The sequence below is a fragment of the Nocardioides sp. JQ2195 genome (genome assembly GCF_012272695.1).
Taxonomy (GTDB): Bacteria; Actinomycetota; Actinomycetes; order Propionibacteriales; family Nocardioidaceae; genus Nocardioides.
In genome coordinates this window covers 463,956-487,140 of the sequence record NZ_CP050902.1, presented here as the reverse complement: position 1 = coordinate 487,140, position 23,185 = coordinate 463,956, and the positions used below count along the sequence as shown (strand labels likewise).

At 68.9% G+C, this 23,185-nt stretch carries 21 protein-coding genes; 6 read left to right on the top strand and 15 right to left on the bottom strand.

Annotation, left to right across the window (positions count from 1 at the left end; translation table 11 throughout):
• The first annotated feature begins 18 nt into the window (after window positions 1–18).
• From ncot_RS02280 to ncot_RS02260, 5 genes are all read left to right on the top strand, one after another.
• The gene (locus tag ncot_RS02280; RefSeq protein WP_168616151.1) at window positions 19–1,224 is read left to right on the top strand and encodes an acyl-CoA dehydrogenase family protein; all 1,206 of its coding nucleotides are present in this window, start codon (window positions 19–21) and stop codon (window positions 1,222–1,224) included.
• 45 nt (window positions 1,225–1,269) lie between these two features.
• Entirely contained in the window at window positions 1,270–1,995 is a 726-nt protein-coding gene (locus ncot_RS02275) for a GAF and ANTAR domain-containing protein (RefSeq protein WP_168616150.1), read from the top strand.
• A gap of 106 nt (window positions 1,996–2,101) precedes the next feature.
• A complete protein-coding gene (locus ncot_RS02270; protein WP_168616149.1) occupies window positions 2,102–2,512 on the top strand; it encodes an ANTAR domain-containing protein in 411 nt (136 codons plus the stop codon).
• 527 nt (window positions 2,513–3,039) lie between these two features.
• A complete protein-coding gene (locus ncot_RS02265) occupies window positions 3,040–3,363 on the top strand; it encodes a hypothetical protein (protein ID WP_168616148.1) in 324 nt (107 codons plus the stop codon).
• 212 nt (window positions 3,364–3,575) lie between these two features.
• A complete protein-coding gene (locus ncot_RS02260) occupies window positions 3,576–4,964 on the top strand; it encodes an HNH endonuclease signature motif containing protein (protein WP_168616147.1) in 1,389 nt (462 codons plus the stop codon).
• 102 nt (window positions 4,965–5,066) lie between these two features.
• Here the strand turns inward: ncot_RS02260 and ncot_RS02255 are convergent, their stop codons facing one another.
• From ncot_RS02255 to ncot_RS02215, 9 genes are all read right to left on the bottom strand, one after another.
• Window positions 5,067–6,632, bottom strand: a complete 1,566-nt coding sequence (locus ncot_RS02255; protein ID WP_168616146.1) for an ABC transporter substrate-binding protein — start codon at window positions 6,630–6,632, stop codon at window positions 5,067–5,069.
• Between the two features lie 50 nt (window positions 6,633–6,682).
• Window positions 6,683–7,678 carry an ABC transporter ATP-binding protein gene (locus ncot_RS02250; RefSeq protein ID WP_168616145.1) on the bottom strand — a complete coding sequence of 332 codons (996 nt, stop codon included), beginning with the start codon at window positions 7,676–7,678 and terminating at the stop codon, window positions 6,683–6,685.
• On the bottom strand, window positions 7,675–8,718 hold the full coding sequence (locus ncot_RS02245) for an ABC transporter ATP-binding protein (RefSeq protein ID WP_168616144.1): 1,044 nt from the start codon (window positions 8,716–8,718) through the stop codon (window positions 7,675–7,677). The genes ncot_RS02250 and ncot_RS02245 overlap by 4 nt, the downstream gene beginning before the upstream one ends.
• A complete protein-coding gene (locus ncot_RS02240) occupies window positions 8,718–9,674 on the bottom strand; it encodes an ABC transporter permease (protein ID WP_168616143.1) in 957 nt (318 codons plus the stop codon). The genes ncot_RS02245 and ncot_RS02240 overlap by 1 nt, the downstream gene beginning before the upstream one ends.
• The gene (locus ncot_RS02235) at window positions 9,674–10,606 is read right to left on the bottom strand and encodes an ABC transporter permease (protein WP_168616142.1); all 933 of its coding nucleotides are present in this window, start codon (window positions 10,604–10,606) and stop codon (window positions 9,674–9,676) included. Before ncot_RS02235 ends, ncot_RS02240 begins: the two co-directional genes overlap by 1 nt.
• 77 nt (window positions 10,607–10,683) lie before the next feature.
• The gene (locus ncot_RS02230) at window positions 10,684–11,724 is read right to left on the bottom strand and encodes an LLM class F420-dependent oxidoreductase (protein WP_168616141.1); all 1,041 of its coding nucleotides are present in this window, start codon (window positions 11,722–11,724) and stop codon (window positions 10,684–10,686) included.
• On the bottom strand, window positions 11,724–12,935 hold the full coding sequence (locus ncot_RS02225) for an acetyl-CoA C-acyltransferase (RefSeq protein ID WP_168616140.1): 1,212 nt from the start codon (window positions 12,933–12,935) through the stop codon (window positions 11,724–11,726). Before ncot_RS02225 ends, ncot_RS02230 begins: the two co-directional genes overlap by 1 nt.
• Before the next feature lie 96 nt (window positions 12,936–13,031).
• A complete protein-coding gene (locus ncot_RS02220) occupies window positions 13,032–13,970 on the bottom strand; it encodes a helix-turn-helix domain-containing protein (protein ID WP_168616139.1) in 939 nt (312 codons plus the stop codon).
• The gene (locus tag ncot_RS02215) at window positions 13,970–15,022 is read right to left on the bottom strand and encodes an NADP-dependent oxidoreductase (protein ID WP_168616138.1); all 1,053 of its coding nucleotides are present in this window, start codon (window positions 15,020–15,022) and stop codon (window positions 13,970–13,972) included. Before ncot_RS02215 ends, ncot_RS02220 begins: the two co-directional genes overlap by 1 nt.
• Before the next feature lie 156 nt (window positions 15,023–15,178).
• Between ncot_RS02215 and ncot_RS02210 the strand changes: the two genes are divergently transcribed.
• A complete protein-coding gene (locus tag ncot_RS02210; protein ID WP_168616137.1) occupies window positions 15,179–16,444 on the top strand; it encodes an MFS transporter in 1,266 nt (421 codons plus the stop codon).
• Here the strand turns inward: ncot_RS02210 and ncot_RS02205 are convergent.
• The 6 genes from ncot_RS02205 to ncot_RS02180 form a co-directional block, all read right to left on the bottom strand.
• The gene (locus tag ncot_RS02205) at window positions 16,399–16,851 is read right to left on the bottom strand and encodes an acyl-CoA thioesterase (RefSeq protein WP_168616136.1); all 453 of its coding nucleotides are present in this window, start codon (window positions 16,849–16,851) and stop codon (window positions 16,399–16,401) included. The genes ncot_RS02210 and ncot_RS02205 overlap by 46 nt on opposite strands.
• The gene (locus ncot_RS02200) at window positions 16,848–17,837 is read right to left on the bottom strand and encodes an NADPH:quinone oxidoreductase family protein (protein WP_168616135.1); all 990 of its coding nucleotides are present in this window, start codon (window positions 17,835–17,837) and stop codon (window positions 16,848–16,850) included. The genes ncot_RS02205 and ncot_RS02200 overlap by 4 nt, the downstream gene beginning before the upstream one ends.
• 28 nt (window positions 17,838–17,865) lie before the next feature.
• The gene (locus ncot_RS02195; protein WP_168616134.1) at window positions 17,866–18,570 is read right to left on the bottom strand and encodes a VOC family protein; all 705 of its coding nucleotides are present in this window, start codon (window positions 18,568–18,570) and stop codon (window positions 17,866–17,868) included.
• Window positions 18,571–18,663: 93 nt separating this feature from the next.
• Complete coding sequence (locus ncot_RS02190; RefSeq protein ID WP_168616133.1) at window positions 18,664–20,370, bottom strand: class I adenylate-forming enzyme family protein; 1,707 nt, start codon at window positions 20,368–20,370, stop codon at window positions 18,664–18,666.
• Between the two features lie 13 nt (window positions 20,371–20,383).
• A complete protein-coding gene (locus ncot_RS02185; RefSeq protein ID WP_168616132.1) occupies window positions 20,384–21,898 on the bottom strand; it encodes a carotenoid oxygenase family protein in 1,515 nt (504 codons plus the stop codon).
• Between the two features lie 10 nt (window positions 21,899–21,908).
• Window positions 21,909–23,147, bottom strand: coding sequence for an acetyl-CoA acetyltransferase (locus tag ncot_RS02180; protein ID WP_168616131.1), 1,239 nt, complete (start codon window positions 23,145–23,147; stop codon window positions 21,909–21,911).
• Window positions 23,148–23,185: the final 38 nt, after the last annotated feature.

Sequence of the window (23,185 nt, the reverse complement as noted above, 5' to 3'; positions counted from 1 at the left end):
GCGCAGCAGGAGACACCCATGGACTTCACCCCCTCCCCCAAGGCCACCGAGACCAGCGAGAACATGTGGGACTTCATGCGTGAGCATGTCTTCCCCGCCGAGCCCGTCTGGGCAGCACACCTGGTCGAGCACGGCCAACACACCACCCCGCCGGTGATCGAGGACCTCAAGGCCGAGGCCAAGCGCCGCGGGCTGTGGAACCTCTTCCTGCCCGATCTCTCGGGCCTGTCCAACCTCGAGTACGCCACCATCGCGGAGATCTCGGGCTGGTCGCCTGTGATCGCACCCGAGGCGATCAACTGCCAGGCGCCCGACACCGGCAACATGGAGACCCTCGAGCTCTTCGCCACCGACGAACAACGCAAGCAGTGGCTCGAGCCCCTCCTCGACGGCAGGATCCGCTCCGCCTTCGCGATGACCGAACCCGACGTCGCCTCCTCCGACGCCACCAACATCACCACCTCGATCACCCGCGACGGCGACGACTACGTCATCAACGGCCGCAAGTGGTGGATCACCGGCGTCGCCGACGAACGCTGCGAGATCTTCATCGTGATGGGCAAGACCGACCCCGGCGCCGAGACCCACCGCCAGCAGTCCATGATCCTGGTTCCCCGCGCCACCCCCGGGCTCACCATCGAGCGCCACCTGCCTGTCTTCGGCTACCAGGACCAGCACGGCCACTCCCAGCTCCTGTTCGAGGACGTCCGTGTCCCCGCGACCAACCTGCTCGCCGGCGAGGGCGACGGATTCGCCATCGCCCAGGCCCGCCTCGGCCCCGGACGCATCCACCACGCCATGCGCGCCATCGGCATGGCCGAACGCGCCCTCGCCCTCATGGTCGACCGCGCCAAGAACCGCGTCGCCTTCGGCCAACACCTCGCCGACTACGCCAACGTCCAGGACCACATCGCCAACTCGCGCATCGAGATCGACCAGGCCCGCCTCCTCGTGCTCAACGCCGCGTGGCTCATCGACCAGCACGGCGCCAAGGGCGCCAAGACCGAGATCTCCGAGATCAAGGTCGCCGCCCCAGCGGTCGCACTCGCCGTCATCGACCGCGCCATCGAGGTCTTCGGCGCCATGGGCGTCTCCGACGACACCGTCCTCGCAGGCTTCTACGCCTGGGCCCGCGTCCTGCGCATCGTCGACGGCCCCGACGCCGTCCACCGCCGCACCATCGCCCGCCACGAGCTCAAGCGCACCCCGCCCCACGTCGGCTGACCCGGAGTCCACCCATCCCTCGGGTGGCAGGTATACCGTGGCGCAATGGTTCCGCCTCTGGAAGAAACCCGCGAGCAGTCCGAGTCCTTCGGCCTGCTGGAGAGCCTGATGCTCACCGCCGACGGCATCGAGGCCTTCCTCCAGGAGCTGGTCGGGCGCAGCAGCACGCTGATCGAGCCGGCGATGTCGTGCGGCATCACCACGCAGTACGACGGCCAGCCGCTCACCGTCGCCTCGAGCGACAGCAAGGCTGCCGCGCTCGACGAGGCGCAGTACGCGCTCGACGAAGGGCCCTGCCTGCACTCGATGCGCACGGCGCAGGTGGTCGACCTGGCCGACGTCGAGGAAGCAGCGCGGTGGCCACAGTTCCTGAAGGAGGCGCGCAATCAGGGCCTGCAGTCGTCGTTGAGCCTGCCGCTGATGGTGCAGCAGAAGTCGATCGGCGCGCTGAATCTCTACAGCTTCGACACCGCCCACGACTTCGGCTCCGGCACCCGCAAGGAGGCGGAGGTGTTCGCCGCACAGGCCTCCACCGCACTGTTCCTCGCGCTGCGCCAGATCCGCAGCGACCAGACCGCCCAGCAGCTGGAGCAGGCACTCACCCACCGATCGGTGATCGACCAGGCCCTCGGGATCGTGATGGGCCAGCAGGGGTGCAGCGCCGACGAGGCCTTCGCCTTGCTGCGCACGCACTCGCAGAACAACAACAAGAAACTGCGTTTCGTCGCCGAAGAATTGGTGGCCCGCACCGTTGCTCGACGTACGTCGTGAGGTCGCTTTGAGCGAACGACCAGTGGCCGTATAACCTGTGGCACTGGTTGGGAAGTCAGCCGGCATCCTTGGAGATGCATCAGGCTGACACCCATCGAGGTTCAAGATGAGCGACGACTTGTCGCACGAACGTCACACCCGTCTTGAGGAGTGGCAGACCGCGATTCGCGACGACAGCGAGGTCGCCGGCACGGACCGTGAGCGGGCGGAGATCGTCGCGCTCCAGGCAGACGTCGCCGACCTCCACCGGGCCTTGGAGAGCCAGCCGGTCATCGACCAGGCGAAGGGCATCCTGATGGCCCGCTTCCGCCTCGACGCGGAAGCCGCATTCGCCGTGCTCACCCGGCTCTCGCAGGACCGCAACATCAAGGTCCGGGAGATCTCGCTGGCCATGGTGGAGATCGTGAGCGGCACGTCCCCGACAGACGTGGAGCCCTCGGAAGCCGAGGCCGTCGCGAGGGAAGTGCTGGGCCCGGTGTCGGAGGACTCCGGTCCGATCAGCTCGATCATCGAGTAGCCGCGCCGCCCCTCGCTGGTCGAGTGCCGCTCCCCTCTCGCTGGTCGAGTGCCGGCGAGGAACGAGCCGGCGTATCGAGACCCCAGACCCTTGCCGAATCCCCGGGGCTGATGCATATTGGGAACCACGGGTTGAGCCCACAGCCTTCGCAGATCTTGCGAACTGGCATCCGACATGAGGCTCCCACGATGATCGTTCAGGACATCACTGAGTCGGCTACGGCGCGTCCCTCGCCGCCCTGAGTCCGGATCTGGAGGGGCCGCCTTGCGCCCGTCTCCGGTCCCGACTTACGCAGCTCGGCACCGCGTAGCGCAACCGGCCCCTCCGATCCGTCATCCGTGGCCATGCATGTCAGGAGAAGGCGATGAATGCTTGGAGAGCAGTCCGGCTGGCGATCGCAGCACTGATCCTCGGCAGACGTCTCGATCGGCGAGGGTCGCTCCATCCGCACTAGTGGGTCGACGCCCGGGAACCAGATCCCCTCCCGCCGCGTCCCAGAGGTAGGCCGAGATGCCAGGGAGCCCGTCATGCGATCAGCGCGTGTGTTCGCGATCGCTGCCCTGCTGCTCGCCTCCGGTTGCGCGAGCTCGAGCAGCGACCCGGGCGACGACTGCACCAGCCACCATGAGCAGGTGTCGACCGCCACGACCCGAGCCGCACTGGAGAAGGCACTGCTCAACGACGTCAACCCACGCGTCCGCTCGCTGCGCATGGTCGACTCTGACCCCGCCGACGACAAGACCGGAGTGAACCTGGTCGACGGCAACGACCGACTGGTCATGTCACTCGACATGTGGCGACGACCCGACGGCGCCTGGACGGCCCAGCGCTGGTCCCAGTGCATCGACTGATCGACAATGGGGCTTCGTCGAAACTGGGTCCGCCCTTCACACGACGCCGGCACCCGCAGCCGTCCGGGCCGACGAGGCGGACGTTCACCAGCTGGTCGCGCTCACTCTTCGCTGAGCCGGTTCTCACGCACAGGACAGCAGGGTGCGACGACTTCTCCACAGATCGTCTCAGCCTCTTGACCCCCAAATCGGGCAGGCGTAAAATCGAACACATGTTCGACTCATCCCATGCGCCCACCCTGGAGCAGGCCGCTCCCGTCGCTGAGGAGCGCCTGGACGCGTCGACAGTTGCCGCGTGGACCGAAGCATCATCCCGCATCCACGTTGACGCACACGACGACACAGCGCGCATCGATGCGATCAACGCCATCGAGGTGTTGAAGTGTGCGCTCGCCGCAGCCCAGGCAGACCTCGCTGTCGACTTCGACGAGTCCATGCGCCAGAAGGCCGCGGACCAGGGCATTGCCAAGGAGCGTCAGGGCCGCGGCATCGCCGAACAGATCGGCCTCGCCCGACGCGAGTCCGGTCACCGCGGCCAGCGACACCTCGGGCTGGCCAAGGTGCTGCGCAGCGAGATGCCCTACACGCTCGCCGCCTTCCGCACCGGCCGCATCACCGAGTGGGGCGCGACCCGGCTCGCCCAGGAGACCGCCTGCCTCGAGGTCGAAGACCGCGCCACCATCGATGCAGAGCTGGCCGGAGACCCACAGAAGCTCGAGAAGCTCTCCGAGAAGGAGATCGGCGACCAGGCCCGCAAGCGCGCCAGCCAACTCGATCCCGCATCCGTCGCCCGCCGCCGCGCCAAGGCCGAGAAGGACCGGCGGGTCAGCATCCGCCCGGCCCCCGACACGATGACCTTTCTGACCGGCCACCTGCCCGTGGGCCAGGGCGTCGCCGTCTTCGCCTCCCTCAGGAAGGCCGCCGACGCTGCCATCCTAGACGGGGACGAGCGCAACCGCGGCCAGATCATGGCCGACACCCTCGTCGAGCGGGTCACCGGCCAGACCACCGCTCCCGCGACCCCCGTCGCCGTCACCCTCGTCGTCGCCAACGCCACCCTGCTCGGTGACGACAACGCCCCCGCTCACCTCGACGGCCACGGCTCGATTCCCGCCGACCTCGCCCGCAGCCTCGTGGGCAACAGCCTCGCCGCCGACCTCAAGACCTGGATCCGCAAGCTGTACGCCGACCGCAACGGTCGCCTGATCGGCATGGAGAACAAGTCGCGGCTCGTCCCGAAGGCGTTGGCCAACGTGCTCCGCCTCAGAGACGGCGGTTTCTGCCGCAACCTCTGGTGCGATGCGCCGATCCGCCACATCGACCATGCCACCGGCGCCGCCGTGGGCGGTCCGACCAGCGCGGAGAACCTGCAGGGCCTCTGCGAGGCCTGCAACTACGCCAAGCAGGCCCCCGGCTGGTCCGCCGCCGGCTCGCATCCACCGGACGAGCGACATCAGGTCACCACGGTCACTCCGACCGGGCACCGCTACACCGCAACGGCCCCTCCGCTTCCCACAAGATCGGCCACGCCACCTCGACTGCGCCCCGTCACCGTCGAGATCCACCACCGTCCCGACCTCAAGCTCGACTTCGCCGCCTGACCCGGCGCCACCGGGAGCCCGGCGTGCTCCGACAAATGGCGACGTCCCAGCGCGTGCCCGGGGGGAAGCACGCACTGGGACGTCGGTCCGTGAGGAGCTGGCTCAGCCTTCGGTCATGCCCACGCCGCGGAATTCGATCTTTCCGCTGATGTAGGCGTCGAGACCGACCACCTTGTTGTTCGCACCGGTCGCGGTGACCGACTGGAACAGCACGATGTTGCTGGCCGGCGGGTGCTCGACGAGCTCGGCCGACAGCTCCTGGAGCAGCTCGGCACGCTTCGCGTCGTCGCTCTCGGCACGCTGCTGCTCGTTGAGCTCGATGGCCTTCTTCGACGCCAGGCCGCTCGGGTTGTTCGAGCCACCGGGCATGAAGACCAGGTCGAGCGTCGCGGTCGGGTCGGGGCGACCGGTCCAGCGCACGTTGAGCGCGGGAGCGGTCTTCTCGACCGAGTACATCGCGCCGACCGCAGCGGCCTCGGTCTCGAGGACCTTGACCTTGATGCCGACCTTCTCGAGCTGACCGGCGACGGCCTCGTTGATGCGCGTGCCCGGGCCGGGCACGTTGTGGATCGGCCAGGTGAAGCCGTTGGGGAAGCCGGCTTCCTTGAGCAGCTCCTTGGCGGCCTCCGGGTCGTAGTCATACTGCGGCACGTCGTCGTTGTGCGCGAAGTAGCCCCCGGGGAACGGCTGGTTGGTCACCTTGCCGTGGCCGAAGAGGACACCGTCCACCAGCGACTGCCGGTCGATGGCCAGGTTGACGGCCATCCGGACGCGCTCGTCCTTGAGCGCCGGCGTCAGGTCGGGGTTCATCAGGATGTTGCCGAAACCGAGGTCATAACCCTGCACGACCTGGAGCCCTGCCGACTTGGCCGTGTCGATCTCCGGCTCACGCAGGTAGCCGGCGTCGACGCTGTCGCTGCGGATCGCGTTGAGGATGGCCGTGGTGTCAGCGTTGAAGGTCATCTCGATGCCGGCCAGCTTCTGGGCCTCGGGGCCCCAGTAGCCGTCGAACTTCTCGGTTCTGAGCTCGACGCCCACCTTGTAGTCCTCGGCGACCTTGTACATCCCCGTGCCCGCCGGGTGCAGGTTGACCGCGTCGCCGGTCATCGTCTTCGGGCTGATCATGGCGCCGGCGCGGTCGCTGAGCTTCAGCACGAGACCCACGTCGGGAGCGTTCAGGTGCAGCTCCACGGTGGAGTCGTCGACGGCCTTCACCGAGTCGATGCTGGCGAGGTCGTTGGCCACGAAGGAGGCCTCGACGGTCTTCGCCCGCTCGATGTTCTTCTTGACCGCGTCGGCGTTGAACGGCTCGCCGTCGTGGAAGGTGACGCCCTCGCGCAGCTTCAGGGTCAGGACCTTGCCGTCCTCCGACCACTCCCATGACTCGGCCAGACCGGGCACGGCCTCGCCGGCGGTGTCCATGTGCACGAGGCGGTCGAAGATCTGGAACAGCGGCACGTTGGCGAAGGCCGTGTTGACCACGTGCGGGTCAAGGGTTCCGGGCGCGTTGGCGTAGGCGAAGCGGAGCACCGCGTCGGGGTCGGTCTTGGCATCCGCTGCCGGGGCGTCGGACTCGGCGGCCGGCGGCGGGCTGCAGGCTGTGAACAGCAAGGCCATCGCTGCCAGTCCGATGACCAGCCAACGGCCAAGGGTGAATCGTCTGGACACGGTGTCTCCTAGTGAGGGATGAGTGAAGCGATCGAGAGATGGTTGAGTGATCAGGCGGACTGCAGGGGGTAGTGGCACGCCACCTGGGCGTCGCCGACCCGGCGGAACTCGGGGGCCTCGGTGTGACAACGCTCGGTGGCCAGAGGGCACCTGGAGGCGAAGGCACAGCCCGCGGGCGGGTTGGCGATGTCGGGAATCTCCCCGGTCAGGGGAACCTTCTCCCGATTCCGTTGCTCAACCGGGTCGGCCACGGGTACGGCCGAGAGCAGGGCAGCGGTGTAAGGGTGCTTGGGGTTCTGGAAGACGTCCTCGACGTCCCCCATCTCCACGATCTGGCCGAAATACATCACCGCAACGCGGTCGGAGATGTGGCGGACGACGGCGAGGTCGTGCGAGATGAACAGGTAGGCCATCTCGAACTGCTCCTGGAGCCGCTCGAGCAGGCGGATGATCTGGTTCTGGGTCGAGACGTCGAGGGCGCTGACCGCCTCGTCACACACGACCACGCTGGGATTGAGCGCGAGCGCCCGCGCGATCGCCAGGCGCTGGCGCTGCCCGCCGGAGAACTCATAGGGATAGCGCTCCGCGTGGTGCGGCGCCAGGCCGACGAGCTCCAACAGCTCGGCGACCCGCGCGTCACGCTCCTTGCCGCGCATCCCGTGGTGCACCTCGAGCGGCTCGGCGATGCTGTCCGCGACCATGATCGAGGGGTCCAGGGAGGAGTACGGGTCCTGGAAGACCATCTGCATGTCCTGCCGGGCCTGTCGCAGCGCCTTGCCCTTCAGCTGGGTGATCTCCTCGCCCTCGAGGGTGACCCGGCCGTGCGTCGGCTCGATCAGGCGCATCAGGGCGCGGGCGACCGTCGACTTGCCGGAGCCCGACTCGCCGACCAGGCCGAGCGTCTCCCCGCGGGAGATCCCGAAGCTGACACCCTTCACGGCCCGCAGCTCGGTGGGAGCCCGGAACGCCTTGCGCCGTCCCCAGAAGCTGACCCGCAGGTCTTCGACTTCCAGCACGCGCGCGGTCGTGGTGCTCGTGGCGGTCACTTGATCCTCCCAAGGGTGAGTTCCTCGGTGCGCAGGCACCGGCTGAGGCGACCGTCGACGGCGTGCAGCTCGAGCGGCTCGCTCGCGCAGGCCTCGACCGCATAGGGGCACCGGGGCTCGAAGCGGCACCCGGTCGGCATCTCCCACGGGGCCGGGGTGGAGCCGGGGATCGAGATGAGCTCGTTGCGGCTGTAGAGATTCGGTACGGCGCGCAGCAGGCCCTCGGTGTAGGGGTGCCGCGGACGGTCGAAGAGCTCGGTGATCTCACCGCGCTCGACGATCTCGCCGGCGTACATCACCGTGACGTCGTCGCAGATGTCGGCGACCACGCCCATGTTGTGGGTGATGAACATCATCGCCAGGTCGTGGTCCTCGCACATGGTGCGCAGCAGCTGCAGGATCTGGTCCTGGATCGTCACGTCCAGGGCGGTGGTCGGCTCGTCGGCGATCAGCACCTTCGGCTGGCACGAGATCGCCATCGCGATCATCGCCCGCTGCCGCATGCCGCCGGAGAACTCGTGCGGATAGCGGCGCACCCGCTCGGCCGCGTTGGGGATGCCGACCTCGTCGAGCGACTCGATCGCGCGCTTCCAGGCGACCTTGCGGCTGACCTTCTTGTGGTGGCGCACCGTCTCGGCGATCTGCTCACCGATGGTGAAGGCCGGGTTCAGGCTGGTCATCGGCTCCTGGAAGATCATCGCCATCTGGTCGCCGCGGATCCGGCTCAGCTGCTTCTCGTCGAGGGATCGCATGTCGACCCCGTCGACCACGATGCTGCCGCTGGAGATGCGGGCGCCGGTCTTGGGCAGCAGGCCCATGATCGCCAGGCTGGAGACGCTCTTGCCCGAGCCGGACTCGCCGACCACGCCCAGGACCTTGCCGGGCTTGATCTCGAGGCTGACGTCGTTGAGCACGCGCTGCCACCCGTGGTCGGTGACGAACTCGACGGAGAGGTTCTCCACCGAGACGATGGGTGCCTTCTCGACGCTGCCGGTCGTGGCCGGGGCAGGGGTGGTCCGGGGCAGTTCCATGGTGGTCATCAGCCCTTCCTCGTCTCTCGACCTAGTGAGTCACGCAGTGAGTCGCCGGCCATGTTGAAGGCGAGGACGACCAGGGCAATGGCAATGCCGGGGAAGACGATCAGGAACGGGGCGCGGTCCACGAACGGGAAGGCGCGGCCGAGCATCCCGCCCCAGCTGGACTCCGGATACTGCGCGCCGAGGCCGAGGAAGCTCAGGCTGGCCTCGTTGAGCATCGCCCGCCCGGTGAGCAGCGAGATGCCGACGATCAGCGGGGAGCGCACGTTGCGCAGCACGTGCTGGCGGATGATCCGACCGGTGGGGGTGCCGATGCTGCGGGAGGCCTCGATGTAGGTCTCCTCCTTGATCTCCATGACGCTGCCACGGACGATGCGCAGGATGCGGGGCACGAAGACGATGCCGATCGCGATCATCGCGTTGGTGAGTCCGGGGCCGAGCATGCCGACGATCGCGATCGCGAGGAGCAGGCCGGGCATCGCCATGATGGCGTCGTTGACGAACATGATCGACCGGTCGACCCAACCACCGAAGAACCCGGAGACGAGACCGAGCGGCACGCCGAGGACGACCGCGATCGAGGTGGCCTGGAATGCCGCCACGAGTGAGACCCTGGTGCCGGTCATCATCCGCGAGAGCACGTCACGACCGAGGTCGTCGGTGCCCAGCCAGTGCGCGCTGCTGGGGTACTGCAGGATCCCCTGCAGGTTCTGGGCGTTCGGGTCGTGCGGGGTCAGCCACGGGGCGACGATCGCGAGGATCCCGGCGAGGGCGAGGAAGGCCACCGCCACGACCCCGGCACGGTCCTTGCCGAAGCGGATCAGGAAGCGCCGCATCGGCGTGATCCGCCGGGTCGCCTCCTTCTGGGTGGCGGAGGCGCTGCGCTCGACCTCGCGTGCGGTCGCCTCGGCCCACACGTCGACGGGCGGTTCCACGGTTCCGGCAGTTGTGTTGCTCATCAGCGCACCTTGGGGTTGAAGAACCGGTAGGACGAGTCGATCAGGAGGTTGACGACCAGCACCGAGACCGCGGCAACCAGCACCGCACCCTGGATGACCGGGATGTCGCGCTGCAGCACCGCCTTGATGGCAAGGGCGCCGACGCCCGGGATGCCGAAGATCTGCTCGACGATCACGGACCCGCCGAGCAGGAAGGTCAGCTGGAGGCCGACCATCGTCATCGCCGGGACGCCGGCGTTCTTCAGCGTGTGCTTGAGCACCACGGAGCGACGGTTCAGGCCCTTCGCGGTGGCCGTGCGGACGTAGTCCTGGTCGAGGATGTCGATCATCGAGGCGCGCAGCTGACGGGCGATCTCGGCGGCCGGGGCGGCGGCCAGCGTGATGGCCGGCATCACCATGAACGTCGCCCACTGGGTGGGTGACTCGGTGAAGGGCACGTAGCCGGTGGACGGCAGCACGCGGAGGTAGAGCGAGAAGACGATCACCAGCATCAGGCCGAGCCAGAAGGTCGGGATGGCGATGCCGGCGCTGGCCACCAGCGTGATCACGCGGTCGATCCAGCTGCCCTTGTGGGTGGCGGCGACGACCGCGGCCGGCACGGCGATGAGCAGCGAGACGATGATCGACACCAGGGCCAGGCCCAGGGTGACCGGGAACCGATCGACGATCAGGCCCGAGACCGAGGCACCACCTTGGAGCGAGTGGCCCAGGTCGCCGGTCAGTGCGTCCCCGAGCCACCGGCCGAACTGCACGACGATGTGGTCGTTGAGGCCGAGGCGCTCGCGGGTCTGCGCGATCTGTTCGTTGGTTGCGTTCTCGCCCGCAGCGGTGACCGCGGGGTCACCCGGAACGAGCAGGATCATCAGGTAGGTGAGTGCACACACCATGAGCAACAGGCCCAGTGAGTGTGGCAAACGCTTGAGGAGATTCATCCGCGAGGCTTCCCGGTCAGGTGCCGGCCGGAGCACGGCGACAGCAAATTGATGTTGAGACCCACGTCACTACTTATTCAAGAGTTAGCATGGTTGGCGTTGGTCGTGGCGTCAAGAGGTTGACGCACAAATTCGTCACGGATCCCGGCGATCGCGCCCAAGGTGCGCAGGCCGGCAGGGTCACCCGCCGTCGTGGGCACCACGCAGACCTCGTCGACACCGGCATCCAGGTAGGCCCCGATCCGGGTCCGTACGTCGTCCAGGCCGCCCGCCAAGCACGTCGCGGCGGCGATCTCCGCCTCAGGCATGGCCGCCCGCAGCTCCTTGGGGTGCGGCCGGGTGCGGGCGAACTCGACGAGCGACTCGAAGCCAGCAGCGACGAACATCTCGGAGTAGCCGGGTGCCGCGAGATAGCCGGTCTTGCTGGTCACCATCTGGCTCAGGTCGTCCGGGGTCGGGTCCACCGAGGTGGCCAGCCACAGCGCGATCCTGGGACGCTCGCGCCCTGCCTCCGCGGCAGCCTGCGCCACCTGCTCACACAGACGCCGTGCGGAATCCACGGTCACCATGTTCAGCAGGACGCGATCTGCGTGGGCGCCGGCAAACCTGATCGCGCGCGGCCCGAAGGCGGCCACCGACACCGAGGATCCCGGCGCCGGCAGGCGCAGTCGGTAGCCCTTGGTGTGCAGCGTCTCGCCGTCGAAGGAGACCTTCTCGCCGCGCAGCAGGCGCGCCACGATCTGGGTGGCCTCCTCGAGCTGCTGGGCCGGCCGCTTGCGCGGCAGGCCGTGCCACTCCTCGACGACGACGTTGCTCGACGTGCCGAGGGCGACGTTCACCCGACGCCCGATCGCCGACGTCACCGTGGCGGCACCGACGGCGATGTTCACCGGCGTCCGCACCGAGACGGCGAAGGGGCCGACCGCCGGAGTGATGCGCTGGGTCCGCAGCCCGATCGCCGTGGCGAGGGAGAACGCGTCGAAGGTCGCCATCTCCCCGATCCACAGCTCGGAGAAGCCCAGGCGATCGGCGATCGCTGCGGTTTCGAAAGCCTCGTTCGCCGGACGGTCCTGCCACAGCCCGAGGGTTGCGTTGACGATTCCGGTGGTCTCCGCCATCACTGCACCCGCTCGACGAGCGTGGCCACACCGATGCCGGCGGCACCGCTGATGCTGGCCACGCCGTAGCGGCCACCGCAGCGCTCGAGCTCGTCGATCAGGTTGGCGACCAGGAACGGTCCGGTGGCGCCGAAGGCGTGCCCGACGGCGATGGTCCCGCCGTTGACGTTGAAGCGGTCGTCGCCGACCTTGAGGTCGCGCTGGAAGCGCAGGCACAGCGCGCTGAACGCCTCGGCGAACTCGAAGCGGTCGATGTCGTCGAGCGAGAGCCCGGCCTTCTCAACCACGGCGGCGGTGGCATCCTGCCCGGCGGTGAGCATCTGCACCGGGTTGACCGCGCGGGCGGCGGAGGCGACGACCCGCGCCCGAGGCCTGAGGCCCAGGCGCTGCCCGGCCGCCTCGTCGCCGACCAGGATCAGGCCGGCCCCGTCGGCCAGGGAGGGCGAGGTGCCACGGGTGTGCAGGTGGCGGATCGCGCCGACCTCGGGGAAGCGGGACAACGCGATCACGTCCTGCCCGTCGGCGCCCCGCTCCACGAAGGCCGGCTCGAGCGCGGCCAGCTGCTCCAGTGTGGTCTGCGGGCGCACCTGCTCGTCGCGGTCGAGCACCGAGCTGCCGTCCTTCGAGGGGACCGGCACCAGCGAGCGCGCGAAGCGACCGTCGGCCTGGGCCTGCGCGGCCAGCTGCTGGGTGCGCAGCCCGAACGCGTCGAGCTCCTCGCGCTGGAAGCCCTCCTGGGTGGCCACCACGTCGGCGGCGATGCCCATGTGGACCGCACCGACCGTGTTGATCACCTCGGGGTCGTTCCACAGCGGGCTGTTCTCGGAGAACATCGGGACCCGGGAGAGGGACTCCACTCCCCCGGAGACGATCAGCGATGCATCGTCGGCCTTGACCCGCGCCACCGCGGTGTTGAGCGCCTCGAGCCCGGAGGCGCAGGCGCGGCTGATCGTGGCGCCCGGCACGCTCTCCGGCCAACCGGCCATCAGCGGCGCAACCCGGGCGATGTTCGACCCTTGGTCGAAGTGCTGGCGCGCGGCGCCGAGCACGACGTCGTCCACGCCGGCCGGATCCAGGTCCACGCGCTTGGCGAGCTCCTGCAGCAGCAGGACGACGAGGTCGATCGACGAGTGCTGGGCCAACCCGCCCGTGGGGGTGGCCTTGCCCCGCGGCGTGCGGATGGCTTCATAGATGAATGCGTCATGGGTCACACATTCACTATGAGTTACGAAGTTAGTCTCGTCAAGCCTTGCTTAGTCAGTTATTTCCATCCGTCTCATCTGATATCAATTCAGAAGTCGTAGGTCTCAATCGACAAGTTCGAACTGCACTTCGCTGCGCTTCAACCGCTGCGAGCAGTGCCCACAGACGAAGTCCGGCAGCAGCAGTCGTCCGCACGGGTCATGGGTGATCTCCAGCGACTTGTGCGCGTCTGCACCGACGTGCTCGTCGCTCCACCGCACGATCTGCATGAGCACCATCCCGAAGCCGGCACCCTTGCGGGTCAGCCGGTAGACGGTGCGACCGCCACCCACGAGCACCTCGGGGCGCAGCACCTCGAGCTCGACCAGGCGGGTCAGCCGCGCCGAGAGCACGGTGGGTGGAATGCCGAGGAAGCGCTCCAGGTCGGTGAATCGCTTCATCCCGATCACGGCGGTGGCGACGATCGCGGTGTTCCAGCGATCGCCGAGCAGCTCCATGGTGTCCGGGAAGAGACCGTGGTTCGTCACCCGCTGCAGGGTGCGTGATTGCCGGTGCCGTCGCGGCGCCGAGCCGACGTAGCCCAGCGTCCGGCTGGTGTTCACCGGCGTCAGGTCGCCGCCGGTCACCGGCAGGTCGCACTTCGCGCAGACCACTCGGGGGTCCGCCAGCTCGCCGCAGGTGAGGTGGCGCAGCTCGGGCTTGGGGCCCTCGCCGCGATCGAGCCACTTGCGCTCCCACATGTACGCCGCCACATAGATGCGCCAGGTCGCGGTGCCGGCACGGGTCAGGCGGTACTCGTAGCGCACCCGGCCCTCGTTGTAGGGCGTCTTCACCAGCACGCCGTTCTCGGTCAGCCGCTTGAGCCGGTCGGCCAGGATCGAGTCGGAGACACCGATCCGCTCACGGATGTCCTGGAAGCGGCGCTCGCCCAGGAAGATCCGCTGGATGATCAGCAGGCTCCAGTGGTCGCAGATGATTCCCAGCGCCGTTCCGGTGCGGCTCGGGCCGTCGATCGATCGCGCCTCGCTCGGCGAGCTGGCCATCACATCGTCCTCTCGTGGTGCGTTGGTTCGGGACTGCTGAGACTTCCGGAGGCCCCGTTGCCGACCTCGACGATCGCACGGCCGAGCACCTGACCCCGGAAGAGGGCGGAGAACGCCGCACCGAGACTGCCGGCGCCCTGCCACCGGGTGGCCACGCTCCTCAGCCCCCCGGCGGCACCGTCGACGAGCTCGGTGAGGTCGGGCAGGGCGTCGGGGAAGTCGGTGACCGACATGCCCAGCACGGACTGGCGGGAGCGGATCATCGTCGGGTGGTCGAGCGTGATCGTGTCGGAGAGGTGGGCAGCGGTGCGGCCGACGAGCACCGCACGGCCTCGTTCCCTCAGGCGGGTGAGGGCGAGCTCGAGGTGGTCCCCGCCGACCAGGTCGAGATAGAGGTCGATGCCGTCGGGCGCCGCAGCGTCCAGCTGCTCGGACAGCGATCCGCGGCGGTCCAGCGCGTGGTCGACGCCGAGCTCGTCGGCCAGGAAGCCCATGCGCTCGGTGCCACCCGCGCTGGCGATGACGTTGCCACCGAGCAGCTTGGCGAACTGGACGGCACACGAGCCGACACCACCAGCCGCAGCAGAGATCCACACGGTCTCCCCCGGCGCCAGGTCGCCGACCCGTTTCAGCGCGACATGGGCGGTGAGCCCGACATGCCCCCGGATCGTCAGCAGCTCGTCGGCCGAGAGCTCCGGACTGACGAGGCGGACGTCGGACGCCGGCATCGCGGCCAGCCCGGCCCAGGGCAACATGCCCACGACCCGGCTGCCCTCGGGCAGGTCGGGGTCGCTCGACGCGACCACGGTGGCGACACCGTCGCTGCGTGGCACGTCACCGATGCCGAGCGCCGGCCCCAGCGTCGTGGAGCGCCCGGTGCCGAGGCGATGGCGGAGACCGGCGTTCAGGCCGATGGCCTCGGTGCGCACGACGACTTCACCTGCCGCCGGCTCGGGCGCCACACCCTCGGTCAGGGCGAAGTCGTCGGGCTCGATCCGAGCACCTGGGATCCGGGCAAGGCGAACTTCCCAGGGGGCGGCACCACCGGCCATCTCAAAACCCTTCACTGACTTTGAAACTCATAGTAATCTACTGTTCGCAGCACACTCTATTCCGGTGCCGCGCCGCCGTCGACCCTGACTCTCAGCCAGCCTGTCGGGTCGAAGCAGTCGCATCCGCAGCGGGCACTGCTCACCCCAGGAGACTCCATGCCCGACTCGCCCGCCACGTCCCGGGGATGGGGACCCCTGCTGTTCAGCGCCCCGTTCGGGCCCTACTTCTGGGGCAAGATCCTGTGGACCGTGGGGATCTGGGTGCACAGCGTGGTCGTCGCGATCCTGGCGTTCGAGATCACCGAGTCGGCACTCTTCGTCGGCGCCGTCACCGCCGCGCAGTTCCTCCCGCAGCTCCTGTTCACTCCCATTGCTGGAGCAACGGCCGACCGCGGCAACGTCAAGCGACAGATCGTCGCGGGCCGCATCCTCAGCGCCGTCGGCTCGGTCGGCCTGGCCGTGGGGGTCTTCCTGGTCGACGAGGTGCACCCGGCGGCAATCCTCCTCAGCTCCCTGTGCGTCGGCCTCGGGCTGGTGACCGGCGGGCCGGCCATCCAGTCGATCGTGCCCTCCCTGGTCCGCCCGGAGGAGCTCGCCGACGCCGTCGCGCTGAACTCCATGCCGCTTCTGGTGGCCCGGGCCGCGGCCCCCGCGATCGGCGCCATCATCTATTCCACCCTGGGCGTCGGCCCGGCCCTCCTGGTTGCCGGCGCCGGCAGTCTCTCCTTCGCGGCCGCGATGTGGCTGATCAAGGTCCCCGACCCGACGCCGAGCGCCGACGGCGACAGCTCGATCCGCGCCGGCTGGCAGTTCGTCCGCCGCAACCGCGTGGTGGCCACCCTGTTGCTCGGCGTCACCGCGGTCGGCTTCGGCGCCGACCCCTCGATGACGCTGACCCCGTCGATCGCCGACGACCTCGGTGGAGGAGCAGCCCTGGTCGGCTGGCTCGGCTCGGTCTTCGGGGTCGGCTCCGCCCTGGGCTTCGCGTTCCTCAGGCTGTTGCGGAGCAGGCTCCACGACCACGGGCTCGCCCCGTTGGGCCTGGCCACGATGGCGGCCAGCCTCGTGCTGCTCGCAGTCAGCTCCACCACCTGGTTGGCGATGGCGGGCTTCGCACTCGGCGGCGTCGGGATGACACTGTCACTGACCAGCCTGACCACGCTGCTCCACGAGGCCTGTCCCGACCACGTCCGCGGGCGCGTGATGGCCTACTGGCTGATGGGCTTCATCGGCTCGCGACCGCTCGCCGGTGCGCTGGACGGTCTGCTGGCCGACTACGTCTCGGTCGAGGCGGCACTGTCGGCCATCGCCGCGATCACGGCCGTGGGAGCCGTGCTGTGCCGGCCAAGCCGGATCCGGGCCGGAGCTGCCGTGGGTCAGCCGGCAACGGCCGCGGAGGCCGCGGCGAACCCGGCGAGGTAGTCACGCTCCTGCGCGCTGACCTTGCGGGTCGAGCCGTCGCCGGATGTCGGCACGAGGACCGTCGAGGCGCGGAACGCGGTGACCCCGTCCTGGTGCCCGCGATAGGCAACGGTGAAGGACCCGCCGCCGATCCGGGTGCCGTGCATCGTCACGATGAGGGGCCGCCCGGCGGTCACGCCGCTGACGTAGTCGATCTCGAGGCGCACCACGATCCGCGGGTGGGCGAAGGCGTCGACCCCCTGCGCCACCGCGTCGCGGTGCAGCCAGCGGGTCCTGGCCTCGGCGAGGTAGCCCACGATCATCACGTGGTTGACGTGCCCGAGCAGGTCCTGGTCCCACCAGCGCACCTCGAGCGGCACGTCGTACGTCGAGTGGTCCGACGAGGCGCTCGGCGACCGGCCGTTCACGCGTCGGCCACGAACACGAGGCGGCCGATATTCCTGCCCGCGGCCAACCGCTCGAGAGCGGCCGGGATCTCGGCGAACGGCACTCGCTCGCCGACCAGCGGGCTGATCCTGCCCTCGGCCACCAGACGGGCGAGATCGGCGTTGCACTCGCGGACCAGGTCGGCGTGGGTCCTGCGATAGCGGCCCCACACGAACCCGAGGATCGAGTAGTTCTTGATCAGCGCGTGGTTGAGACGCGCGGACTGGATCTCGCCGCCGGCGAAGCCGACCAGCACGATCCGGCCCTCGAACGCGATGCACTTGGTCGAGCGGGTGTAGGTGTCGCCGCCCACCGGGTCGTAGACCACGTCGGCGCCCCGGCCCTCGGTGAGGGTGTTGACGACCTCGACGAAGTCCTCGGTGTGGCGATCGACGACGACGTCGGCGCCGAGCGCCTTCGCTGCGGCTGCCTTCTCCGGCCCGCCCACGACGGCCACGACCCGGGCCCCGGCTGCCTTGCCGAGCTCGACGGCTGCGCTGCCGACGCCCCCGGCGGCCGCGTGCACGAGCAGGGTCTCCCCCGGCTGGATCCGGGCCCGGCGGTGCAGGGCGAACCAGCTGGTCTGGTAGCCGACGAAGAGCGAAGCCGCCTGCGCGTCGCCGAGGCCCTCGGGGACGGGGAAGGTGACCGCGGCGTCGAGCAGGGCCAGCTCGGCGAACCCGCCGTCGGGAAGGTCGGTGAGCCCGAAGACCCGGTCACCGGCGGTGAATCCGGTGACGCCCTGGCCACAGGCGACCACGGTGCCGGCGGTCTCGATGCCGCTGATGAAGGGCAGCTCCGGCTTGATCTGGTAGACGCCACGCGACATCAGGACGTCGGGGAAGTTCATCGGGGTCGCGGCGACCCGGATCAGCACCTGGCCGGCCGCGGGCTCGGGCGTCGGGACCTCGCGGCGCTCCATCGCAACGGTGGCCTCGCCGTGCTGGGTGACCTGCCAAGCCTGCATCGGGCTCTCCTTGTGCGTGGAGTGTGGGTCAGACGAGGACGAAGTCGACGCCGCTGATCCGGTGCACCTCGCCGGCGCGATCACGGTCAGCGGCCTCCAGCTCGACCGTGGTGAGGCCACGCATCTCGGGCTGGTCGACGAAGTGGACGGTGCGGCCGGAGAGGACCACGGACGTCCCGTCGTCGTTGACCGTGCCGCCGGTGACGGTGGCCCAGCGCTGGGCGAAGTCGGCCGGCTCGGACACGGAGATGCGGACCGCGCTGAGGTCCCGGACGACGGAGGTGCTGCGAGCGTCGTAGACGTCGGGGGCGAAGTGCCAGCTGGTCGCCGGACGGATCTCGTCGAACTCGGCGAGCGTGCCGAAGTCGCGCGGGTGCCACTGGCTCAGCGGGTTGCCGTGGTGGAGCTTGTCGACGATCGGCTTCAGCTCGAGCTCACCGGCGCGCTCACGGAGCTGGTCGCCGTCGGCCACCTGGACCACCACCATGAAGCCCGAGTCGCCCTTGGCCGCGGTCTTCCTGGCCAGTGGCGACTCCGGGTCGTGCGGCTCGCACACCTCGACGTAGGTGCGGTCGAAACCGACCACCTCGTGGTTGAAGCCGACCTTCCTCATCCCCTCGACGTCACGGAACCCGGACGGCACCCCGAGGTGCGTGCGGAGCTGGCCCAGCGTGCCCTCGAGGTCGTTGGACAGGAGGACGATCTGGCGCAGTTCGGGGAGGGACGTGGTCACGGGATTGCTCCTTGACTGGTGACGGTGATGGGTGGTCGGGCGGTCGACAAGACGGGTGGCGAGGCAGTCGGCGAGGCAGGCACGCGCCGTGGATCAGATGGCGCTGGCGGTCTCGTTGATGCGGCCGCGCAGCTCCCGCTTGAGCACCTTGCCGGACGGGTTGCGCGGCAGCACGGGCGTGATCTCGAGGAACTCCGGCAGCTTGAACTTGGCGACCCCCAGGGAGTTGAGGTGGTCGACCAGCTCGGTGAGCTCCGGCGGGTCCTCGAGGTTGCGGGGCACGACGAAGACGCAGGTCCGCTCGCCGAGGCGCTCGTCCTTGCGGCCCACGGCCGCCACCTCGGCCACCTTGGGGTGAGAGGTCAGCAGCGACTCGATCTCGGCGGCCGAGATGTTCACACCGCCGCGGATGATCAGGTCCTTCTTGCGGTCGACGTGCACCAGTATGTCGGGCTGCTCGGTGGAGAGCTCGAACACGTCACCCGAGCAGTAGTAGCCCTCGTCGTCGAAGGGGTTCTCGACCTGGTGGAGATAGCCGGAGAACAGGTTGGGTGACTTGACCCGGAGCTCGCCGGGCACGCCGGGCTCGGTGATCAGCTCGCCGGTCTCGAGGTCGACCAGCTTGATCCGGGTCTCCCGGCTCAGCCGGGTGCGCCACTGGAAGCGTGGGCTGCCGGGCAGCGGGATGGAGCGACCACGCAGGGCGGGGTCGGGCACGGTGTCGCGGTCGGCGGTCATCTGCATGCCCTCGGTGGCGCCGAAGAAGTTGATCACCTCGACACCGTGCTCCTTCTCCAGCTTCTCGATGACCCAGCCGTTGATCGGGGCCGAGCCGGAGCCCAGGGTCCGCAGCGAGGACAGGTCGTAGCGGGAGAACAGGTCACCGTTGACCATGTCGTTGAGGGTGGTCGGCGCGACGACGCTGTAGGCCACCTGCTCCTGCTCGATCTGCTGGGCGAAGACCTCGAGGCTGAACGGCTGGTGCTGCACGAGCGTGCAGCCCGTGACCAGCCAGGGCAGGAAGATGCCGGCGATGCTGCCGGCGTTGACCATCGGCATCGGGTTGATGATGGTGTCCTCGAAGGTCAGGTTCGGCGACTCCGCCAGGGAGAAGGCCGCCACCATCGAGTCGCCCGACGCGCGCGGGACGCCCTTGGGCGTGCCCGTGGTGCCCGAGGTGAAGATGATCAGGAAGCAGTCGTTGGGGTGACGCTCGATCCCCGCGACGTGCTCGACGTACGCCGGGTCGAGGTCGCCGTCGCCGAGCACCGCGGCCAGGTCGAGGGGCACGGTGGCGTCGGCGGGGTCCGAGTGCCAGACGAAGACCGAGGCACCACCGATCTCGTCGGCCACCCCGGTGATGTCGGCGCGCAGGTCGCGACCGTTGAAGCCGGCCGTGGTGACCAGCGAGCTGACCCCGGCGATCTCCGCCAGCTGCTTGATCTCGTGGCGCCGGTAGGGCATCGGGTAGGGCGACAGGATCGCGCCGAGCCGGTTGACGGCGAGGTAGGTGACGACCAGCTCCACCGAGTTGGGGATCTGGATGCCGACCCGGTCCCCTTCACGGACCCCGTTGGCGAACAGCACGGACGCCGTCCGGTCGACGGCCGCGTCGAGCTGTTGCCAGGTCAGGCGGAGGGGGTCCTGCCCCATGAATTCGCGCTTGTTCAGGGCGTCGACGATGGCGGTGCGGTCGGCGTACGCCGTGACGTTGCGGCGGAAGCGGTCGGACCACGTCTCACCGGTCCACCACCCGTCGGCGACGAACTGGTCGGCGGCCTCGTTGCTGAAGAGTCTCATTCTCGAACCGTTCTCAGACTCGGACCGCGTGGAGCGGATTGTCGGAAGTGTCCCATCCGGCGATCGCCGATCCGGGCGCCCAGGTCGAGTGCGTGCCGCTGCTGATGCGCTCGGGCAGGCGGATCCGGGCCACGGGGCCGGCGGTGACGTCCTGGGCGTCGTAGACAAGGCACTCCGACCGGTCGTTGTTCATGTCGGTGGTGAGCGTGACGACGTAGGCGTCGTCCTCGGAGGTCGAGCCGACCTTGGGGGCCACCGCGGTCTCGCTGGCGAAGACGCCGTCGGGAAGCTGGACGGTCTCGGTCCTGCCGGTCACCTCGTCCTGCTTGACGAAGCCGTTGAACATGAACATGCCCGACACCCGCAGCGCGGAGTAGGAGTAGCGGTGGCGGCGGCCGAGGTGCGTGCCGTTGATCATGCCGAACTCGCAGATCACGTCGCTGAGGTCGAACTCCTGGGTCTCGCCCGTGCGCAGGTTCATCCGCCAGCGGTGCAGGCGGGGCTCCTTCTGGTCCTGGCTGAGGTAGCGGAACAGCGCCTCGTAGCCACTGGCGCCCGGACGCGGCGTCGGGGACGGGTTGATCTGGTAGTAGCCGTCGAGCACCACCCAGTCACCCTCCTCGAAGGCGTTGAGCCAGTGCAGGACGTAGGTGGGCTCGAACTCGAACCAGCGCAGCTCGTCGGTCTTGCCGTAGCGCGGGATCACGCCGATCCGGGTGGGGATGTCGCGGAAGAACCGCACCGCGTGCTTGCCCTCCTTCAACGCCTCGGGGTCCCAGAAGAGGGGGCAGTCGTTGAGGATCGAGTAGTTCTCGGTGATGCACATGTCGTGGCTGAGCCGCGGGCCCGGCAACGGGATGTCGGTGTAGTTGATCAGGTTCTGGTCCTTGTCGACCACGCCGTAGTGCATGTACGGCGCCTCGGTGCCGTAGTTGAAGAACATCATCTCGTCGGTGTGCTCGTCGACCTTCGGGTGCGCCGAGACGCCGTCCTTGGCCGGGAAGGCACCGTGGAAGTCGGCCTTGCCGAGGGTCTCCAGGCTGGTGCCGCTGAGCCGGTAGAGATCACCGCACTGGTAGAAGCTCGAGAGCACCTCGCCGTTGTGGACCACCACGTCGGTGCTCGAGGCGTCCTTCAACCCTCCGCGGGCGCCCGAGCCGAAGTCGACCTTCGTCAGCGACGGGGGCTCGGCCAGCCCGGCGAACAACGCCTCACCCGCCTCCACCTCGGCCTTGAGGCCGTCGGTCTGGACGAACCGGTTGCGATAGAAGGCGCGCCCGTCGCGGAAGCCGACCAGGTGGAGCATCGCGTCACCGTCGAAGGGGTGGTACATCTTCATCGACGCGTGGAGCGGGTTCTCGGTGTTGCGGATGTAGGCACCGTCGAGGTCGGTGGGGATCTCGCCCTCCACCTCCATGTCGACAGCGTTCCACTCCTGCGTCTGGGGAGTCCACGCGCCCGTGCGGTAGGGGTGGTCGTCGTCCTCGGGGAGGTTGGTCACATAGCGGTTGACCAGCTCGAGTTCCATGCTGTTGTCCTCAGATTCCTGCCGCTGCGCCACCGGAGACGACCCAGGCCGCCGTGGTGGCGGTGCTGCCGCCGAAGTTCAACGCCCCGACCCGGGACGCGTTGTCGATCTGGTAGTCGCCGGCCTGGCCGGTCACCTGCTTGAAGGAGTCGAGCATCATGCGGACGCCGGTCGCGCCGACCGGGTGGCCGCCGCCGATCAGCCCGCCGCTGGGGTTGAACGGGATGCGTCCGTCGCGCTCCAGGTCGCCGTTCTCGATCGCCTTCCAGCTCTCGCCGGGCTCGGTCACGCCGTAGTGGTCGATCGCGGCGTACTCGCTCATCGAGAAGCAGTCGTGCGTCTCGACCAGGTCGAGGTCGTCGACGCCGGCGATGCCGGCGCGCTTGAACGAGTCGTCGATCGCGGTGCGCACGTGCGGGAGCACGTAGGGCTCGTCGGCGCTGCGCTCGAACTTCTGCTTCACGTCGAGGCTGACGGTGGTGTGGCCCCACCCGGAGATCAGCGCGCGCGGCCGGGAGGCCACGTCGGGGTGTGCCTGCAGGAAACGGTCGCTGACCAGGATCACGCCCGCGCCACCGTCGGTCATGTTGCTGCAGTCGGTGCGTCGCAGGCGGCCCTCGACGACCGGGTTGGCGGTGTCGTCGTCGCCGAAGCTCTCCGGTGTCAGCTGCCACCCGCGCGTCTGCGCGTTGGGGTTGCTGCGTGCGTTGCGCAGGTTGAGCTCACCGATCGCGCGCAGGTGGGCGTTGTCGATGCCGTAGCGACGGTCGTACTCGTCGGCGACGGAGGAGAACATGTAGGGCCACATGTAGGTGGCGTCCTCTCCTTCGTGGCCGATCCAGGCGGCCGCGCCGAGGTGCTGCGCGCCGGTCACCGTGTCCTTGGACTTCTCGATCTCCAGGCCCAGCACGAGGGCGACGTCGTAGCGACCGGCCTCGAGCTCGGCCGTGGCTGCGAGCAACGCCATCGAGCCCGAGGCGCAGGCGGCTTCGTGGCGGGAGGCGGGCACGCCCCACAGGCGCGGGTCGACGGTCGCCGCCATCGCACCCAGCTGGCCCTGGCCGGTGAACAGCTGGCCGAACGCGTTGCCCACGTGGACCGACTGCACCAGCGACGGGTCGAAGCCAGTGGCGTCGAAGGTGCCGTCGAGGACCTCCGTGGCCAAGGAGGAGAACTCCCCGCCCTCGCGAGTGAGGTTGCGGGCGAAGTCTGACTGGTAGCCCCCGAGAACCCACACGAAGCCGGTCATGTGATCACCTTCTGAGTCAATGTTCCTACGAATTGGGA

Coding starts and splice junctions, on each gene's coding strand:
- ncot_RS02220 (WP_168616139.1), bottom strand. CDS start 13,970: ATGGCCAGCTCGCCGAGCGAGGCGCGATCGATCGACGGCCCGAGCCGC.
- ncot_RS02245 (WP_168616144.1), bottom strand. CDS start 8,718: ATGACCACCATGGAACTGCCCCGGACCACCCCTGCCCCGGCCACGACC.
- ncot_RS02270 (WP_168616149.1), top strand. CDS start 2,102: ATGAGCGACGACTTGTCGCACGAACGTCACACCCGTCTTGAGGAGTGG.
- ncot_RS02185 (WP_168616132.1), bottom strand. CDS start 21,898: ATGGAACTCGAGCTGGTCAACCGCTATGTGACCAACCTCCCCGAGGAC.
- ncot_RS02200 (WP_168616135.1), bottom strand. CDS start 17,837: ATGCAGGCTTGGCAGGTCACCCAGCACGGCGAGGCCACCGTTGCGATG.
- ncot_RS02215 (WP_168616138.1), bottom strand. CDS start 15,022: ATGGCCGGTGGTGCCGCCCCCTGGGAAGTTCGCCTTGCCCGGATCCCA.
- ncot_RS02230 (WP_168616141.1), bottom strand. CDS start 11,724: ATGGCGGAGACCACCGGAATCGTCAACGCAACCCTCGGGCTGTGGCAG.
- ncot_RS02180 (WP_168616131.1), bottom strand. CDS start 23,147: ATGACCGGCTTCGTGTGGGTTCTCGGGGGCTACCAGTCAGACTTCGCC.
- ncot_RS02210 (WP_168616137.1), top strand. CDS start 15,179: ATGCCCGACTCGCCCGCCACGTCCCGGGGATGGGGACCCCTGCTGTTC.
- ncot_RS02190 (WP_168616133.1), bottom strand. CDS start 20,370: ATGAGACTCTTCAGCAACGAGGCCGCCGACCAGTTCGTCGCCGACGGG.
- ncot_RS02265 (WP_168616148.1), top strand. CDS start 3,040: ATGCGATCAGCGCGTGTGTTCGCGATCGCTGCCCTGCTGCTCGCCTCC.
- ncot_RS02235 (WP_168616142.1), bottom strand. CDS start 10,606: ATGAATCTCCTCAAGCGTTTGCCACACTCACTGGGCCTGTTGCTCATG.
- ncot_RS02240 (WP_168616143.1), bottom strand. CDS start 9,674: ATGAGCAACACAACTGCCGGAACCGTGGAACCGCCCGTCGACGTGTGG.
- ncot_RS02275 (WP_168616150.1), top strand. CDS start 1,270: ATGGTTCCGCCTCTGGAAGAAACCCGCGAGCAGTCCGAGTCCTTCGGC.
- ncot_RS02280 (WP_168616151.1), top strand. CDS start 19: ATGGACTTCACCCCCTCCCCCAAGGCCACCGAGACCAGCGAGAACATG.
- ncot_RS02260 (WP_168616147.1), top strand. CDS start 3,576: ATGTTCGACTCATCCCATGCGCCCACCCTGGAGCAGGCCGCTCCCGTC.